Here is a 16478-nt window from a genome sequence, read left to right as displayed (position 1 = left end):
CTTATTTAAAAAGTTGCGTAAAATGCTTACATTTGCGCAACTTTTTATTTTTAAATAACACAAAACTAATTGAAATGAAAGAGCTTTTAAAGAAGTTTGAAAATAAAGAACCGGAAGTAGTTTTTCATTGGAAAGATGCCGAAACGGATGCAGAAGGTTGGACAGTAATTAATTCATTACGTGGTGGTGCTGCTGGTGGCGGTACTCGTATGCGTAAAGGGTTAGATATGAATGAAGTATTATCTTTAGCTAAAACCATGGAAGTGAAATTTTCAGTTTCGGGTCCTGCTATTGGAGGTGCTAAATCTGGGATTAATTTTGATCCGAATGATCCACGCAAAAAAGAGGTTTTACAACGTTGGTATAAAGCCGTTTCTCCATTGTTAAAAAGCTATTATGGTACTGGAGGAGACTTAAATGTAGATGAAATTCATGAAGTAATCCCTATGACTGAAGAATGTGGGGTTTGGCATCCACAAGAAGGGGTTTTTAATGGACATTTTAAACCTACTGAAGCAGATAAAATTAACCGTATTGGACAGTTGCGTCAAGGTGTGGTGAAAGTAATTGAAAATACAACTTTTTCACCAGATATTAATAGAAAATATACTGTAGCAGACATGATAACAGGGTATGGTGTGGCTCAAGCTGTACGCCATTTCTATGATATCTATGGAGGTTCGGTAGCAGGGAAAAAAGCAATTGTACAAGGTTTTGGAAATGTGGGTTCAGCAGCTGCATTTTATTTAGCAGAAATGGGTGCAAAGGTTGTTGGAATTATTGATCGTGATGGTGGTTTAATTAATGAAAATGGTTTTTCATTTGAAGAAATCACTGCTTTATTCTTAGCAAAAGATGGTAATAAATTAGTTGCTGATCAAATGATTTCTTTTGAAGAAATTAATGAGAAAATTTGGTCAATTGGAGCTGAAGTTTTTGCTCCTTGTGCAGCATCTCGTTTAGTAACTAAAGCGCAGGTTGATAGTATGGTAGCTTCAGGCTTAGAAGTAATATCTTGCGGTGCCAATGTACCATTTGCTGATAAGGAAATTTTCTTTGGTCCTATTATGGAAGAAGTAGATAGCAAAGTAAGTTTGATTCCTGATTTTATTTCAAATTGCGGAATGGCTCGTGTATTTGCGTATTTTATGGAACGCAAAGTGCAAATGACTGATGAAGCTATCTTTAATGATACTTCAGAGGTAATTAAAAAAGCTATTGAAAAAACATTTGATATGAGTTCAGATAAGAAAAATATCAGTGCTAGAGCTTTTGAAATTGCTTTGAAACAATTGGTATAATTCTTGATTTTATACTACCATACATAACAAAAAAATAGTATTTTCGTTACTATACTTGTAAAGTAGTACAAAATGAGAACATTAGAATTATCGGCAGTAGAAAAACGTAAATCTTTAGTTATTACTATCTTGATTTATAGTTTTTTACTGCTGATTTTGTTTTTTATACGTTTTTGGCCTCCTAATAATGTAGAAGAATTGGCGCAATTGTCTGGAGGAGGAGGGGGTGGAGTGACCATCAATTTTGGGAATAGTGATTTTGGTTCAGGTGAAGAATTTCAAAGTGAAGCATTAGATGTAAAAACAGTTCAATCTGTTGCTTCGCATGCTGAATCCGAAGAGCATATCATTTCAGAAGATAATGATGCTTCAAATTCAGTAGTAATTACTAAGAAAAATACTGCTCAAAAATTTGAAAAGTCTAAAATAAAAATTGATCCAAAACCAATTGTTGAATCAAAGTCCAAAGTCTCTAAAAATACGGATGATGCTTTGTCAAGTATTCTGGGAGGTTCTAAAAGGGGTGGTGATGGTGATGATGCACATTCTGGTAATAAAGGAAAATCTAACGGGACTTTAGGTTCTAAGGATTATTACGGAAACGGAGGTTCAGGCGGTGGAACAGGTGGTGGACAAGGTTCTGGTAACGGTACAGGAACAGGTAGTGGTTCTGGTTCTGGAAGTGGCGGAGGACACGGTAGTGGAATGGGGAATGGTAATTATCGTTTAGGTAACCGAAAACCATTAACGAAGCCTAAACCAAGTTATAATTGTGATGAGCAAGGTCTTGTTGCTGTTGAAGTTACAGTTGATAAAAATGGAAATACTATTAGTGCAATTCCAGGAATTAAAGGGACTACCAATACTGCATCTTGTTTGTTACAACAAGCTAAAATCGCTGCTATGAACACGCGTTGGCAAGCGAGTACTGATGCCCCAGAAAAACAAGTTGGTAAAATAATTTATAGTTTTACGCTAAACTAGTCATAAAAATATTCTTATTGGGTTTAGATTTAATCAAACATTTCTAAAAGTTTGGTGACAGTATTGTAATTTCTAATTGTTGAAAGGACATTTAGTTTTTTCTCAATATATTTATTATCCATTCTGGTTTTTCCAGCTCCTTTGATATATTTTAAATACAAACGGTTTTGATCTATAGTCGCTTCATCGGGTTTAACCTGACTCATTTTTAGATCATGTATTGCGTTTGAATTGAGTTCCTTATTTAGGAAACTAAAATATATTTTTGAAGTGTCTACATTTTCTTCTTTCAAATAAGGGTTATTCTGAATCGCTTTTTCCAAGTCGTTTTTTTCAATTATCATCACAGGAACTTCATACCCCCAAGTTTTAAAGATTTCCTGTTTGATTTTAAAGCCTATTGAAGCAGTATTTTCCTCTTCCGTTTCTATAAAAACATTGCCAGTTTGTATGTAGGTAACTACATTTTGAAAACCCATTTGTTCTAATAAAGTTTTTAGTTCCTCCATTTTTATCATGTTATGTCCAGAAACATTTATTCCTCTTAGAAGTGCAAGATATTTATACATTGTCTTTTTTTACTACAAATTTAGTCTTAATAATATTGGTGTCAAAATAGAAAAGTGCATTCTGGTTAAATGGATTTAATTCTTTTTTAACAAAAATAGAAATTTGACTAATAGAGAGAGGGGAATTTATTTTAGGAAGTAACTCATTTTGAAAGAGTTTATTTTATTTAAAATGTTAAAAAAATAAAATTTTATTGTTTTTGTAAAAAAAATAATCATAACTTTGTGTTATAACAAATAAAAAAGGGCCTATAGCATAACAATACTTTTAAAAGAGATTTCTCGAGATTAACGAAACCCAAAATCTTAAAAGTATTGTTATGGCTATGACTCAACTTCCGGATGCTTTATTAGTAAAGCAATATATAGATGGCAACGAAAATGCCTTAGCGATTTTAATAGAACGACATCAATCTAAAATTTACGGATTTATTTATTCGAAAGTACATGACAGTGATATTGCTGATGATGTATTTCAGGATGTTTTCATCAAAGTGATACGTACACTAAAAGGAAAGCATTATAATGAAGAAGGAAAATTTCTTCCATGGGTAATGCGTATAGCTCATAATTTAGTTATTGATACTTTTCGCAAGGAAAAACGTATGCCTATGTATAGAGAAACAGAAGAGTTTTCAATTTTTTCAATTCTATCGGATAATAGCCCTAATATTGAAAGCCAATTGATTTCTGAACAGGTTGAAAGCGATTTGTTACGTTTGGTCAAGGAATTGCCTGGTGATCAGCGACAAGTATTAGAGATGCGAATTTACGATGATTTAAGTTTTAAGGAAATTGCTGATATGACAGGAGTTAGCATCAATACGGCATTAGGTAGAATGCGTTACGCTTTATTGAACTTGCGTAAAATAATCGAAAAAAATCAAATTATTTTGAATAGTTAAATACTAAATGTGCAATATTAGCGTTATAGTTATATAATTTTAAAAAAGACTATGGCGAAACTTTACACTAAAAAAACAATTGCAACCCAAAATAAATTACCTAAAAAAGCGACGGTAGATTTTATTTTGAACTACTCTAAAGCACTGAAAGTAGTAAAGGTTGCTAATAAAAATTTTGAGTTATTAGTAAATTAGAACTTGATTAAGTACTGTTTTAAAGCATCCACTTGGATGCTTTTTTGTTTGATTATCAAAGATTTCTGAAAAAAAAACAGCTTTCTAAGACACTATCCTAAAAAATGTGTAAGTCATATTTTGTATGTTATGAGAAAAAAACAGAATATAACTTACATTAAAATTTGATTCTTTTATTGTTCTTGTATAATTAATTTTTGAGTTAAAGTCTGATTTACTGCTTTAATTTTCATGATGTAAACACCTTTTTTGATATTTACTAAAGGAGTAACCGTTTTGAAGTCTTTAAGGGTTAAAGTGATTTTCCCTGTCAAATCGTATAGTGTAACTTCCTCTATGTTTTTAAATTTTGAAAAATCTAAATAGTCTTGTGTAATAGGATTCGGAATTGAGTTTTGAATTTCTTGTAAAAAACTATCCGTTGCTAAAGTAGATATATCAAATAAGTTTATAATCCCATCCTTATCCTCATCATCATCCATTAAATTAAGATTTTTATTAGTGTCCTCATCTATATTTAGAATTCCATCTTTATCCTCATCGCCATTATAACGAACAGGATATAAATCATAGGTTAATCTTAATGGACAATATGTGTTAGGGTCGACCAATACGAGAGGGTCGTTAGCGGCATACATGTATTCAAATTCAATCCAATCAGTAGGAAATGTTGTTAAATTAGTATGATAATTAGCAATAAGTTGACGGTTACTATCATAAACTGTAAAAACGAAATTATTAACATCGTTTTTGTAATAGGATTTTAAAGCTTTAGGCACCATTTGTGTTTTTATATAATTGATATCAAAGCTTGCAAACCCATCATTATCAGTATCTACAAAGTAAACAGGATTCATCCCTGGAGGACAAGGGCTTGGGGTTTTGTTAGTTTGAGCTTGTACTGTACTATTTAATAGAATTATTACTAAAACAGTTTTTAAGAGTTTCATTTATATTGATTTTTATTCTTGTAGTTTTTTTTCTTCTTCAAAAAGGAGTTTGATGTTTTCGTACGAATTTTTTAAGGCGTCATCTATTTCTTCTGGATTTAACCAGGCTACTTTTTCAATGCCTTCTTCTAGCTGTCCTATTAATTCACCATCATAATCGGTTTGCATTTCATACCATTGGGTAATTTTGAGTTTATATTTACCATTTCTTTTGAAAACATGATACGTTTTTTGTAGTTTATTGGTAATTCGAAGGTTGTTTACGCCAGTTTCTTCTTCGACTTCACGTATTGCAGTTTCCTCCATTTCTTCTCCTTTATCCATGCCTCCTTTAGGTAAATCCCATTTACCACTTCGAAAAATAAATAAAACTTCACCTTTTTTGTTATAAACTAGTCCTCCAGCAGCGTGATTAACTTTGATTTTTGATTTTAAAGTATTTAGTATTTCTTTTTCATCAGGATGATAGAGATAGGCTTTTTTAATTTTATTTTGGAAATAATTAATAATAAGTTGATCTATATCAATGCTTTCCAATAGGAAAAACTTGAAATCAGTTTCTTTAACAATTTGATTTGTTAAGAAAAGTGGTCTGTCGTTCACAAAAACTTTATACATTTGCAGTATGATTTTTAATAAAGATACAGCGAGTAAAACTGCCGAATTGCTTTTACAAATAAACGCAATTAAATTGAGTTCTAAAAATCCTTTTACATGGGCTTCGGGTTGGAAATCTCCAATCTATTGTGATAATAGGATTATTCTTTCGTTTCCGGCAATACGAAATTATATTAGAGATGAATTTGCAAAAAACATTGAAAAACAATTTGGAAAACCCGATGTTATTGCAGGTGTGGCTACAGGTGCAATAGGGATGGGGATATTAGTTGCCCAAGAACTAGGGTTGCCTTTTGTATATGTACGTCCAGAACCCAAAAAACATGGTCGTAAAAATCAAGTTGAAGGGTTTTTGCAAAAAGGACAAAATGTTGTGGTGGTTGAAGATTTAATCAGTACTGGGAATAGTAGTCTTTTAGCGGTTGAGGCTTTGCGTAATGAAGGTGCTAATGTTAAAGGTATGGCTGCGGTTTTTACTTACGGTTTTCCTATTGCTGAAGAAAATTTCAAACAAGCAAATGTTGATTTATATACTTTGAGTAACTACGAGAATTTATTAGAATGGGCAGTTGCTAAAGAATATATTGCAGAAGATGAACATGAATTATTGACGGATTGGAGAAAAAATCCATCAGAATGGAGTATTGAAGTGTAACATTATAGTATAAAAATGAATTTAGAAAGTCCAAAGGTTACTGTTGCTAAATCTGCAGCATTTATTTTTAACGAACTCACTCAAGTTAAAAATTTCGAAAAATTAATGCCTGAAAATACAGCTAAATTTGAAGTAATTGATGAAAATTGTTTTGAATTTGGTTTAAAAGGTATGCCTGAAATTAAATTAGTAAAGAAAGAAGCAATTGCAAATTCAAAAATTGTTTTAGGAGCTGCATCTAGTAAATTACCATTTACTTTAACCGCTAACATTACAGAAAATTCTTCAGATTCATCAGATATTCAGTTGTTTTTCGATGGAGAATTTAATGCTATGATGGCTATGATGATAAAAGGGCCTATTTCAAAATTTATTGAGACTTTAGCTCAAAATATGAATAAATTGTAGTATTTATAAATATTTGTAATGCTTAATATAGAAAAGGCTGTCTTGATGGACAGCCTTTCTAATTTGTATTTCTATTCAAATTCTTTAAGTGTTGAAATAATAATCGAAACACAATCCATTAATTGTTCTTCATTCATAACTAAGGGTGGAGCAAAACGAATGATATTTCCATGAGTTGGTTTAGCTAATAAACCATTTTCAGCGAGTTTCATACAAATATTCCAAGCAGTATCACTTTCTTCAGTATCATTAATTACTACCGCATTCAACAATCCCTTTCCACGAACTAAAGTAGCAATTGTTGAAGTTTCTATATAGTTAGCTAATTCTGAACGGAAAATTTGCCCTAAACGCTCTGCATTTTCGGCTAATTGTTCATCTTTAACCACCTCTAAGGCTTCAATAGCCACGGCTGCCGCCACAGGATTACCTCCAAAAGTAGAACCGTGTTGTCCAGGTTTGATTACATTCATAATCGCATCGTTAGCTAACACCGCCGAAACTGGATAAGCACCGCCCGACAAAGCTTTACCTAAAATTAAAATATCGGGTTGAACATTTTCATGTTGTACGGCCAATAATTTACCTGTACGTGCAATTCCAGTTTGAACTTCGTCTGCAATAAATAACACATTATGTTTTTCACATAGTGCTTTTGCTTTTGCTAAATACCCTTCACTTGGTACATAAACCCCAGCTTCCCCTTGGATAGGCTCTACTAAGAATCCAGCAATATTTGGTGAAGAAGTAATTGCATTTTCTAAGGCTTCAATATCATCATAAGCAATTTTGATAAATCCAGCCGTGTACGGACCAAAGTTCTTACGTGCATTTTCATCATTAGAGAAAGAAATTATGGTAGTTGTTCTTCCATGGAAATTGTTTTCACAAACAATGATTTGTGCATCATTCTCCTGAATTCCTTTCTTTTCGTAAGCCCACTTGCGGCATAATTTTAAAGCGGTTTCTACAGCTTCTGCCCCAGTGTTCATGGGTAATACTTTATCAAAACCAAAATAATTAGTAATGTATTGCTCATACACACCTAATTTGTCATTGTAAAAAGCTCTAGAAGTTAAAGTAAGTGTTTGTGCTTGTTGTACCATTGCTCCCACAATTCTTGGGTGGCAATGCCCTTGATTAACAGCAGAATATGCTGATAAAAAATCATAGTACTTTTTTCCTTCTACGTCCCAAACATATACTCCTTCTCCTTTACTTAATACAACAGGTAGAGGATGGTAGTTGTGTGCTCCGTGTTTGTCTTCTAAGGCAATGGCTTCAGCTGAAGTTAATTTTTCTAAAACTGACATAATAATCGTTATTGATTGGAAAATCGCAATTCCTTCTTATGGTGAGAAATCAACCTATTAGTGTTCAAAAATACGAATTATTCTATGCAAACTCCAAACAATTCAATTTCAATTCGCTATTAATCTGATTTCAATTAGCAAACATGAATTTTACACTATTTTAATCATACAGCACATAAAATTACACTTTGATAACAATCATAAAAAAGACTTAAAACATTTAAATAACATTGAGGATTTATGTTTGCCAAAACATAAAATAATACCATGAACTTAAAAAAAATGATGCTTTCATGTACTATTGCAACTGCAATAATAGCATGTAACAAAGACGAAGAAAACGGAACTTCGACAGAAAACACGACTTCAACCGTAGAACTTAAGAATCATTCTCTAACGCCAACCTTATTAAAAACCATGCCTGATTTTGGTAACGTTGAAGCATTTTCTTTATTATCAAGTGAAGATGCATTAACCAATTCACCAGGGTTTGTTTTTGGAGGTTCTGCAGACGGAATTGGGCTATACAAACAAAATGACGGCTCATTCACATTATTAGTGAATCATGAAGATAATTTTGCAGTTTCAAAAATTCAATTTGATAAAAAATTCAAACCTTTAGCTGGAGAATACATACTTAATTCAACAGGTGCGGGTTCAAGAATGTGTGGGGCAACTTTAGCAACGCCAGAAGAACACGGTTTTGGGCCTTTATTTTTAACAGCTGGTGAAAGTAGCAACGAATCACAAATTCATGCGTTAAATCCATTTGACACAAAAGCTAACAGCTCGACTTCAAGAATTGTAAGCGCTTTTGGTAGATGGTGTACAGAAAATGCTGTACCACTTTCTAAGAAAGCTTATCCTGGTCAAACCATTGTAATGATTGGTGATGACGATTGGGATTCGCAAGCTGGTGGACAATTAGCTTTATACAAATCGACTACAGGAGATTTGAATAACGGAAAAGTCTATATCATTAAAAGAGAAGACAACATCCGTAACGAGAAAAACATGCAAGAAAACAATACTTATGCTGTTAAGTTTGTTGAAGTACCTAATGCAAAAAGTTTAACTGGAGAGCAAATCAATCAATTTGCTTTGGAAAACAACGCTATTGCTTTTGGTCGTGTAGAAGATATTGATTACAGAAAAGCAGAAGGTCACGAACGCGAAATCTATTTCAATGTTACAGGACAAGACTTCACAGGAGTAAACGCGGATAATTCTAGAACAAAATATGGTAGAGTTTACAAATTAGTTTTAGATGCAAATAATCCATTATTAGGACAATTGACTCCTATCCTTGATGGGGATAAAAAAGCTGATGGGAAAGCAAAACTTTTCCAAAACCCTGATAACATCATGGTGACTAAAAACTACATCTATATTCAAGAAGACCCTAATGGGTACGGAGATGAAACACACGATGCCTACATTTATCAATATAACTTAACAACTAAAGAGCTTAAAGTTGTATTTGAAATTGACCACAAACGTAATGATTCGAACAATAAGTACATGGGAACTAACAGTGCTAAAGGTTCATGGGAATATGGTGGTTTGATTGACATAAGCAATGAAACTGGAGTAGAAAATTTATTTATGCTTTGCGTGCAACCACATACATGGAGAAAAGATGCTTTCTTAAATCCTGACGGCGGAAGCATTAGAGTAAAAGAAAATCAAGGAAGTCAGATTGTATTAATCAAAGGTTTACCTCGATAAATAAAACGGCAATCCAAAAAAAATAAATTAGGAGTACTAATTGTGCTCCTAATTTTCAATTTATTATCATCAATGAAAAAATACATCTTCGCCCTAATCGTTATTTTTACTTTAAACGCTTGCAAAAAGCAAGAGTATAAGAGTATAACTGCCACCAAAGAAATAAAAAACAATTTGATTAAAAACACTGCTATTTTAACACAACAACTCACTACTTTAGAGCGACTCGCTAAAGATAGATCACCATTAAAAACTCTTCAGACCCAATTCAAAAAGACAAGAATTACCTACAAAAAAATTGAAAGTTTGACAGCTTTTTATTTCCCAGAAACTGCCGAGAACATGAATGGCGCTGCCATAGATAAAAACGATTTAATGGACAGTAATCGTAGACTAGAAGAGGCATCTGGTTTCCAAAAAATTGAGGAACTCATATTTAATAGTCCTATTGATTTAAAAGAAACGCAACTACAAATCAATATATTATTAGGATATACACGTGCTTTACAAAGTAAAATTAATAATCTAGATTTATCCGACAGTAATATTTTTGAAGCCCAAAAGTTAAACCTTATCCGAATTATGAGTCTAGGGATAACAGGTTTTGACTCGCCTATAGCTAATTACGCCATCCCAGAAACCCAAAGCGCAATTACTAGTATTTATAGAACATTAGCAAGCTATAAATCCGATTCAAAAATTGAACAAATAGAAAAGAAAACAACAATCTATTTAGAAAAAAATCAAAATTTCAATCATTTTGACAGAGCGTTTTTTATTACAGAATATTGCATTCCGCTTTACAAATACATCCATCATTTACAAAAGGAGCTAAAAATTGAAGCTAATACTTTTACAAGCGCAATTGATTTTTCTAAAGCGTCTCCATTTGAAGAAAAAGTTTTTAACGTCAATTATTTTGCCCCACAATATAATCGTAATCCCACCCAAGCGCAAATTGATTTAGGAAAAACACTTTTTAAAGACCCTATATTAAGCGGTGATAATACCGTTGCTTGCACCACGTGTCACCTCCCTGAACTTGGCTATGCGGACCACAAAGTAAAGGCAGTTAGTAACTTGAACAACGCACGCAATACCCCAACACTCCTAAATGCAGCTTTGCAAAATAATTTATTTTGGGACAGTAGAGTAACCTACCTCGAAGACCAAGCCAAAGCAGTTATCAATAACAAGAATGAAATGCATGGAAGTTTTAGTACAGCTTTAAAAAAATTGAATTCAGACAAAATCTATTTAAAAAAGTTCAAAGAAACTTTCCCAAATGCTAATACCATCACCGAGCAAAACCTTCTGATTTCATTAGCCAGTTATATACGAACATTAAGCCCGATGAATTCAAAATTTGACCAGTATTTAAGAAACAAAGCCGTTTTGAGTTCAAAAGAAAAAAATGGTTTCAATGTATTTATGGGCAAAGGCAAATGTGCTACTTGTCATTTTTTTCCATTATTTAATGGAAGCGTACCACCATTATACAACAAAACGGAAAGTGAAGTACTAGGAATTACAACTTCAGTAAATTCCAAAAAAATTGATACCGATTTAGGTGAATATCTTATTACAAAAGCGCCCTTAAAAAAACATGCTTTCAAAACACCAACGATTCGTAATAGCGCCTTAACATTCCCATACATGCATCATGGAGGTTTTAATACTTTAGAAGAAGTGATTTCTTTTTATAACAATGGGGGAGGAAAAGGGATAGGCTTAACGATAGATAATCAAACTTTACCTGATGATCATCTTAATTTGTCGGATCAGGAAATTAAAGATTTAATCAGTTTTATAAAAACTCTTAATGATACTTATTAATATTTTTGATATTCAATACAGTTTTGTTTTTTTCAGCAACTGTAGTAAAAGATGCAAATTATAAAATAAAAAAATGAAAGGCCTCTTTGAAGCCTTTCATTTTACTTTTTTTAATAGTTTTTTTATTTAATTTCTGCAAAAGTATCGCCAGCGCTCAAATCACCAGTTTGAAATCCTTTTGTAAACCATTTCTTGCGCTGTTCTGAGGTACCGTGAGTAAAAGATTCTGGAACAACATAACCTTGCATTCTTTTTTGAATCGCATCATCTCCTACGGCTTGTGCAGCACTTAGAGCTTCATCAATATCATTAGCATCTAAGTATTTTTGGTTGTGATGTGCCCAAACACCAGCATAAAAATCAGCTTGTAATTCCAAAGCTACAGATAATCGATTTCCTTCTTCTTTACTCATGTTTTGTTGAAGTTGTCTAACTTTGTTTGAAGTTCCTAATACGGTTTGTAAATGATGCCCCACTTCGTGTGCAATTACATATGCAGTAGCAAAATCACCTCCTTTGGCTCCAAAACGAGTACGCAATTCTTCAAAAAAATTCAAATCCATATAAACTTTCTCATCGCCAGGACAATAGAAAGGACCCATTGCCGCCGAAGCACTACCACAGGCTGTTTCCACAGCTTCTGTAAAAAGCACCATTTTAGGATTACGGTATTTCACATTATGTTCTTGCATTAGTTTACCAAAAATATCTTCGGTATCCGCAAAAACTGTCGATACAAAAGCTCCCGTTTCTTTTTCTTCGGCAGTAAGAGCTCTTTGTTCTTGTTGCGCAGGTGCTTGTTGTTGTGTTTGCTGTAATAAACCGCCAATGGTTTGCCCAGTTTCTCCACCAAACATATTTAGAAGTAAGATGATTATCCCTATGGCACCACCACCAGCTACAACTTTACCACTTGAAGACATACCTCTACGGTCTTCTACATTATCACTTTGACGTCTACCTTGCCATTTCATATTGAGTTTTTTTTTAAATTTTAGACAACCATTTTATCAAACTTTCTTCAAACAATTCTTTATCTATAGGTTTAGAAATATAATCGTTCATTCCTGCTTCAATACACTTTTCTTTTTCACCTTGAATAGTACCTGCGGTTAAGGCAATAATGGGAACTAGCTTATTTTCTTTTCTAATTTCTTGTACTGCTTCATACCCGTTCATAATGGGCATTTGGACATCTAAAAGAATTAAATCAGGTTGATGTTCTTTGAATTTTTCAACTCCCAAAATGCCATTTTCTGCTTCAAATACCATTACTTTAGGTAATAATTTTTTTAATAATGTTCGGGCTAACATCATATTAATACGATTGTCTTCAACGATTAATATTTTGAACGACTTTTCCACTAAATTTTCTATAGATTGCGAGATGTTTTCATAAGTAATATCTATTTCTTCTATTTCTTCAGACTGAATTTCATTTGAATTTACAAAATAATTCAAGTCTAACACAAAATTAAAATTGCTCCCTTTGCCGTATTCACTTTCTAATTCTAATTTAGTACCCATTAGTTGTAGCATATTGTTTGAAATAGCTAATCCTAAACCAGTACCACCATATTTTCGAGTGGTTGAATTATCTTCTTGTGAAAAAGGTTCAAATATTTTTTGTTGATTATCTTTTTTGATACCAATACCACTATCTAATACTGAAAACTTAATTTTAGCCATGTTTGATTCACAAGCTAGTAATTGTATTTTTAGCTCCACTTGACCAATATTTGTAAATTTTACCGCATTAGAAAGTAAATTTAACAAAATTTGTTTAACACGTAGTGGGTCAAGGGCTACATGTTTAGGGATTTGAGAATCAAAATTAAAAGTTAACCCTATATTTTTCTTTTCAGCATCAAAACGAATCATTTCAATTAGTTGATTGGCTAAATCAAATAAGTTGGTCTTTTTAAATTCAAGTTCAAGTTTTCCGGTTTCAATTTTTGAAAAATCGAGTATATCGTTAACCACCTCTAAAAGAATTTTAGCCGATTGATTCACTGTTGATAAATATTCATTTTGTGTAGTATCTAAAGTAGTTTCTTTTAACAAACCAGAAAAACCAATAATTGCGTTTAAAGGGGTTCTTATTTCATGGCTCATATTAGCTAAAAATTCGGATTTAGCTTTGTTTGAAGCTTCCGCAAATTGTCTTGCTTTTATTTCTTTTTCAATAATTTTTTTCTCCGTAACATCTACTAGTATTCCTCCTATATAGGCTACTTTACCGTCTCTGATAACGGTATCGCTAAATTCTTCTATCCAAACATATTCACCTGTTTTTTTCTTTATTCTGTAAATTAATTGAAAAGGAATATTGTTGCCAAAGGCCTTATTATTTTCGCTTATTACTAGTGGTTTATCTTTTTTGTGCACTAAATCGATAAGAAAAACCTTGCCTTCTAAAAATTCTTCTTTAGTATAGCCTGTTAAGGCTTCAACTTTGTCGTTAATGTATATTTTAGTAAATTTTTCATCGTCTTTAGAAAGAAAAACGACTCCAGGAATATTATCAGCTAAAAGCTTAAATTGGTTTTGACTTTCTTCAATTAAATTCAGATTTTCAATACGTTCAATAGTTATGGAAACATTATTAGCAAGAATTTGCAAAATACTAATTTCCTCTTCAGTCCAATCTCTATCTAAAGTACAATCGTCAAAGCCTAAAAAACCTCTAAAAACACCATTGATAAAAATAGGGAAGAGTAAGATTGATAGAATTCCTTGCGAATTTAATCGTTCTAAAATGTATGGATCGCTAATTTCCGAAGTTCTTCTTTTGAAAACTTTTTTCTGGCTTAAGACTTCATAATAAATTAAGTTTTTATCATGATCCATATTTTGCAATTGTGCATTAGCAATTTGAGGTGTAATATTGTTTTGAACCCATTCATTTTTTTGAGTAAAAGTTTTGTTATGTTCATCATTCTCAAAATAATAAATACGGTCAATATTAGTGGCCGTACCAACTATGGAAAATATTTCCTCAAATAATTGATCTAGATTGTTATTTTTTAAAAGTTTTTCAGTAGAAACTGCTATTGCGGTTAAAATTTTTGTACGTGATTCTAATTTTTCCTCTGTAGCTCTTCTTCGAAATGTTTCTATAGCTAAGGCCACAACATCAGCAATAGATCGTGCAAAATTGATATCGTCATTGTCCCATTCGCGTTTCATTTTTGTAGTTTCAAAACTTAATAAAGAATGAAATTTACCATTTATAAAAACGGGAATGTTGAGCATTGATAAAATTTTACCTTGTACAAAATAATCTTTTACAAACTCTGAGGTATATTCGTTTTGAAAAACATCTGTAGCGACAATTAGCTGCTCTTTTCCTAAATTTTCAAAGTATTTAGGTCTTTCATCTCTGTAAGTAATTAATCCTTTGCCTTTAAATTCATTTTGATCTAAAAGATACATTGAAAAACATTTCAAACTATCGGCATCATATTCCCAATAACTGATTCGGTCAATGGATGATCCATTAGAAACTGTTTTTAAAATTAATTGAATTCGATCTTCAAATTTTTCATTGGCTTTATAAGATAATGTGGCTAAAGAATTAATGATTTTATTAAACGATTCGTTCTTTTTTTGTCGTGTATTTTGTTCTTTTTCTAATTTTTTTATCAAAGTAACATCTCTAGCTATAGCTGAAAACCCAATAAGTTTGTTTTCTGCATTTCGTTTTACAGATACTTTTTGAGATACCCATATTTCCATATCACCATTTACAACAGGAAATTCAATAGATGAAACGCTTTCACGCTCTAACAATTGATTTCTATAAAAATTTAAAACGGTATATTGGAAATCATTGCGTATAAAGGCAACGAAATTTCTACCAATGACTTGTTCGTTAGTTAAATTAAAAATGTTTTTAGCATAAGAATTCACAAAAGTAAAATTACCTTCTCTATCGGTTTCATAAATGATATCATTGGCTGATTCAATTAAATTTTGATACAACTGTTCAAAATTATATTGCCCTGTAACATCTTGACCAATACCTACATAAATATCCTCAGAATATTTTGAATCTTTCCATTGTATATAACGATGCGAACCGTCCTTTGTCTTTAATTTTCGTATGTATAATTGTGAGTTTATTTCATAATTATCAATGGTAAATTCAGAATCTTGTGTTAATATCCAAAAATTACTTCCTAATACTTCCTCAGGAGTATATCCTAATATTTGTGTTATTGTTTTTGAACAATAAATAACTTCGCCCTCTTTGTTGACTCCTAAAACTAGAGAATTTCCTTTGTTCACGACATTGTCCGCAAAAAGGAAATTTTCAGTGGCATTAGTTCGTACTAAATAGCGTGCATGATTAATTAATGAAGCAATAAAGCAACAATAATTTAATGCTAAAAAAAGCGATTTATCGAGATGATGTGTAATAAACAAACAGCTGATTACAAAGTAATTTAGTAAAATAAAAATCCAATAATTTCGAAGTTTTGTAAATGAATGATACGAGAAAAAAAGGATAATAACAAAATCAAATGGCGCAGTAGAATGAGGATGTATATTGATTAAGCGCATAATTACACTTAAATAATACAAAAGGAATAAAGTGCTAAAAATTTTATCTAAATTATTTTTAATTAATTCTGAAATAAAACTAAAGATGAAAATAGCTATTAATACACTTGAAAATAAGTAGTTAATTCGAAAATTGAAATAGTGCATTAAACCTAAATAGGTGTAAAGTAGTTCAAAAACACCCAATGCTATACCTACAAATAAGAAAAAAAAACGGTATTGTTCGGTAGTATTTTCAATTTCAGAATAATCATGTATAATTTCTTTATTAACTAGAGAGATCTTTTTATAGCCATAAAAGAATAACCCAAATGTACAAATCAAAATTAAAACGAAATGCCACCATTCGTTAAAATGTATCATTTTAAAAATTTGAATTTCTAAAAAATTATATGTCTTAATCAAGGGTAACAATATCTGGTGCTAAAAATATTTAGTTCTGAATAAATT

The 16478-nt window shown here is 31.8% G+C and carries 14 protein-coding genes; 8 read left to right on the top strand and 6 right to left on the bottom strand.

Going from position 1 to position 16478, the window contains the following annotated elements; translation table 11 throughout:
• Positions 1-74: 74 nt before the first annotated feature.
• Together ACQY29_RS11755 and ACQY29_RS11750 are read left to right on the top strand one after the other, a co-directional pair.
• On the top strand, positions 75-1301 hold the full coding sequence (locus ACQY29_RS11755; RefSeq protein ID WP_428225373.1) for a Glu/Leu/Phe/Val dehydrogenase dimerization domain-containing protein: 1227 nt from the start codon (positions 75-77) through the stop codon (positions 1299-1301).
• Between the two features lie 72 nt (positions 1302-1373).
• On the top strand, positions 1374-2285 hold the full coding sequence (locus ACQY29_RS11750; RefSeq protein WP_428225372.1) for an energy transducer TonB: 912 nt from the start codon (positions 1374-1376) through the stop codon (positions 2283-2285).
• A gap of 29 nt (positions 2286-2314) precedes the next feature.
• Here ACQY29_RS11750 and ACQY29_RS11745 read toward each other — a convergent pair whose 3' ends face one another.
• Complete coding sequence (locus tag ACQY29_RS11745; RefSeq protein WP_428225371.1) at positions 2315-2854, bottom strand: DUF1697 domain-containing protein; 540 nt, start codon at positions 2852-2854, stop codon at positions 2315-2317.
• 320 nt (positions 2855-3174) lie between these two features.
• Here ACQY29_RS11745 and ACQY29_RS11740 point away from each other — a divergent pair, with 320 nt between their 5' ends.
• On the top strand, positions 3175-3759 hold the full coding sequence (locus ACQY29_RS11740) for an RNA polymerase sigma factor (protein WP_428225370.1): 585 nt from the start codon (positions 3175-3177) through the stop codon (positions 3757-3759).
• Between the two features lie 51 nt (positions 3760-3810).
• Positions 3811-3954, top strand: a complete 144-nt coding sequence (locus ACQY29_RS11735; RefSeq protein ID WP_428225369.1) for a hypothetical protein — start codon at positions 3811-3813, stop codon at positions 3952-3954.
• Between the two features lie 173 nt (positions 3955-4127).
• Here ACQY29_RS11735 and ACQY29_RS11730 read toward each other — a convergent pair whose 3' ends face one another.
• Positions 4128-4904 carry a T9SS type A sorting domain-containing protein gene (locus tag ACQY29_RS11730; protein WP_428225368.1) on the bottom strand — a complete coding sequence of 259 codons (777 nt, stop codon included), beginning with the start codon at positions 4902-4904 and terminating at the stop codon, positions 4128-4130.
• 12 nt (positions 4905-4916) lie between these two features.
• Entirely contained in the window at positions 4917-5522 is a 606-nt protein-coding gene (locus ACQY29_RS11725) for an NUDIX hydrolase (RefSeq protein WP_428225367.1), read from the bottom strand.
• A gap of 7 nt (positions 5523-5529) precedes the next feature.
• Between ACQY29_RS11725 and pyrE the strand changes: the two genes are divergently transcribed.
• Both pyrE and ACQY29_RS11715 read left to right on the top strand, forming a co-directional pair.
• Positions 5530-6177: an orotate phosphoribosyltransferase gene (gene pyrE / locus ACQY29_RS11720; RefSeq protein ID WP_428225366.1), complete on the top strand. Its 648-nt coding sequence runs from the start codon at positions 5530-5532 to the stop codon at positions 6175-6177.
• A 15-nt stretch (positions 6178-6192) separates the two neighbouring features.
• Positions 6193-6585, top strand: a complete 393-nt coding sequence (locus ACQY29_RS11715) for an SRPBCC family protein (protein WP_428225365.1) — start codon at positions 6193-6195, stop codon at positions 6583-6585.
• 71 nt (positions 6586-6656) lie between these two features.
• Here ACQY29_RS11715 and rocD read toward each other — a convergent pair whose 3' ends face one another.
• Positions 6657-7898: an ornithine--oxo-acid transaminase gene (rocD, locus tag ACQY29_RS11710; RefSeq protein ID WP_428225364.1), complete on the bottom strand. Its 1242-nt coding sequence runs from the start codon at positions 7896-7898 to the stop codon at positions 6657-6659.
• Between the two features lie 267 nt (positions 7899-8165).
• Between rocD and ACQY29_RS11705 the strand changes: the two genes are divergently transcribed.
• Together ACQY29_RS11705 and ACQY29_RS11700 are read left to right on the top strand one after the other, a co-directional pair.
• Positions 8166-9626: a hypothetical protein gene (locus tag ACQY29_RS11705; RefSeq protein ID WP_428225363.1), complete on the top strand. Its 1461-nt coding sequence runs from the start codon at positions 8166-8168 to the stop codon at positions 9624-9626.
• A gap of 72 nt (positions 9627-9698) precedes the next feature.
• Positions 9699-11462, top strand: a complete 1764-nt coding sequence (locus ACQY29_RS11700) for a cytochrome-c peroxidase (RefSeq protein WP_428225362.1) — start codon at positions 9699-9701, stop codon at positions 11460-11462.
• A gap of 122 nt (positions 11463-11584) precedes the next feature.
• Here the strand turns inward: ACQY29_RS11700 and ypfJ are convergent, their stop codons facing one another.
• Together ypfJ and ACQY29_RS11690 are read right to left on the bottom strand one after the other, a co-directional pair.
• Positions 11585-12436: a KPN_02809 family neutral zinc metallopeptidase gene (gene ypfJ / locus ACQY29_RS11695; RefSeq protein WP_428225361.1), complete on the bottom strand. Its 852-nt coding sequence runs from the start codon at positions 12434-12436 to the stop codon at positions 11585-11587.
• 13 nt (positions 12437-12449) lie between these two features.
• Positions 12450-16391, bottom strand: coding sequence for a PAS domain S-box protein (locus ACQY29_RS11690; RefSeq protein ID WP_428225360.1), 3942 nt, complete (start codon positions 16389-16391; stop codon positions 12450-12452).
• Between the last annotated feature and the right edge of the window lie 87 nt (positions 16392-16478).

This window comes from Flavobacterium sp. (assembly GCF_965262375.1).
Lineage (GTDB): Bacteria > Bacteroidota > Bacteroidia > Flavobacteriales > Flavobacteriaceae > Flavobacterium.
This window is presented reverse-complemented; position numbering and strand designations above follow the sequence as displayed.

Coding starts and splice junctions, on each gene's coding strand:
- ACQY29_RS11755 (WP_428225373.1), top strand. CDS start 75: ATGAAAGAGCTTTTAAAGAAGTTTGAAAATAAAGAACCGGAAGTAGTT.
- ACQY29_RS11750 (WP_428225372.1), top strand. CDS start 1,374: ATGAGAACATTAGAATTATCGGCAGTAGAAAAACGTAAATCTTTAGTT.
- ACQY29_RS11745 (WP_428225371.1), bottom strand. CDS start 2,854: ATGTATAAATATCTTGCACTTCTAAGAGGAATAAATGTTTCTGGACAT.
- ACQY29_RS11740 (WP_428225370.1), top strand. CDS start 3,175: ATGGCTATGACTCAACTTCCGGATGCTTTATTAGTAAAGCAATATATA.
- ACQY29_RS11735 (WP_428225369.1), top strand. CDS start 3,811: ATGGCGAAACTTTACACTAAAAAAACAATTGCAACCCAAAATAAATTA.
- ACQY29_RS11730 (WP_428225368.1), bottom strand. CDS start 4,904: ATGAAACTCTTAAAAACTGTTTTAGTAATAATTCTATTAAATAGTACA.
- ACQY29_RS11725 (WP_428225367.1), bottom strand. CDS start 5,522: ATGTATAAAGTTTTTGTGAACGACAGACCACTTTTCTTAACAAATCAA.
- pyrE (WP_428225366.1), top strand. CDS start 5,530: ATGATTTTTAATAAAGATACAGCGAGTAAAACTGCCGAATTGCTTTTA.
- ACQY29_RS11715 (WP_428225365.1), top strand. CDS start 6,193: ATGAATTTAGAAAGTCCAAAGGTTACTGTTGCTAAATCTGCAGCATTT.
- rocD (WP_428225364.1), bottom strand. CDS start 7,898: ATGTCAGTTTTAGAAAAATTAACTTCAGCTGAAGCCATTGCCTTAGAA.
- ACQY29_RS11705 (WP_428225363.1), top strand. CDS start 8,166: ATGAACTTAAAAAAAATGATGCTTTCATGTACTATTGCAACTGCAATA.
- ACQY29_RS11700 (WP_428225362.1), top strand. CDS start 9,699: ATGAAAAAATACATCTTCGCCCTAATCGTTATTTTTACTTTAAACGCT.
- ypfJ (WP_428225361.1), bottom strand. CDS start 12,436: ATGAAATGGCAAGGTAGACGTCAAAGTGATAATGTAGAAGACCGTAGA.
- ACQY29_RS11690 (WP_428225360.1), bottom strand. CDS start 16,391: ATGATACATTTTAACGAATGGTGGCATTTCGTTTTAATTTTGATTTGT.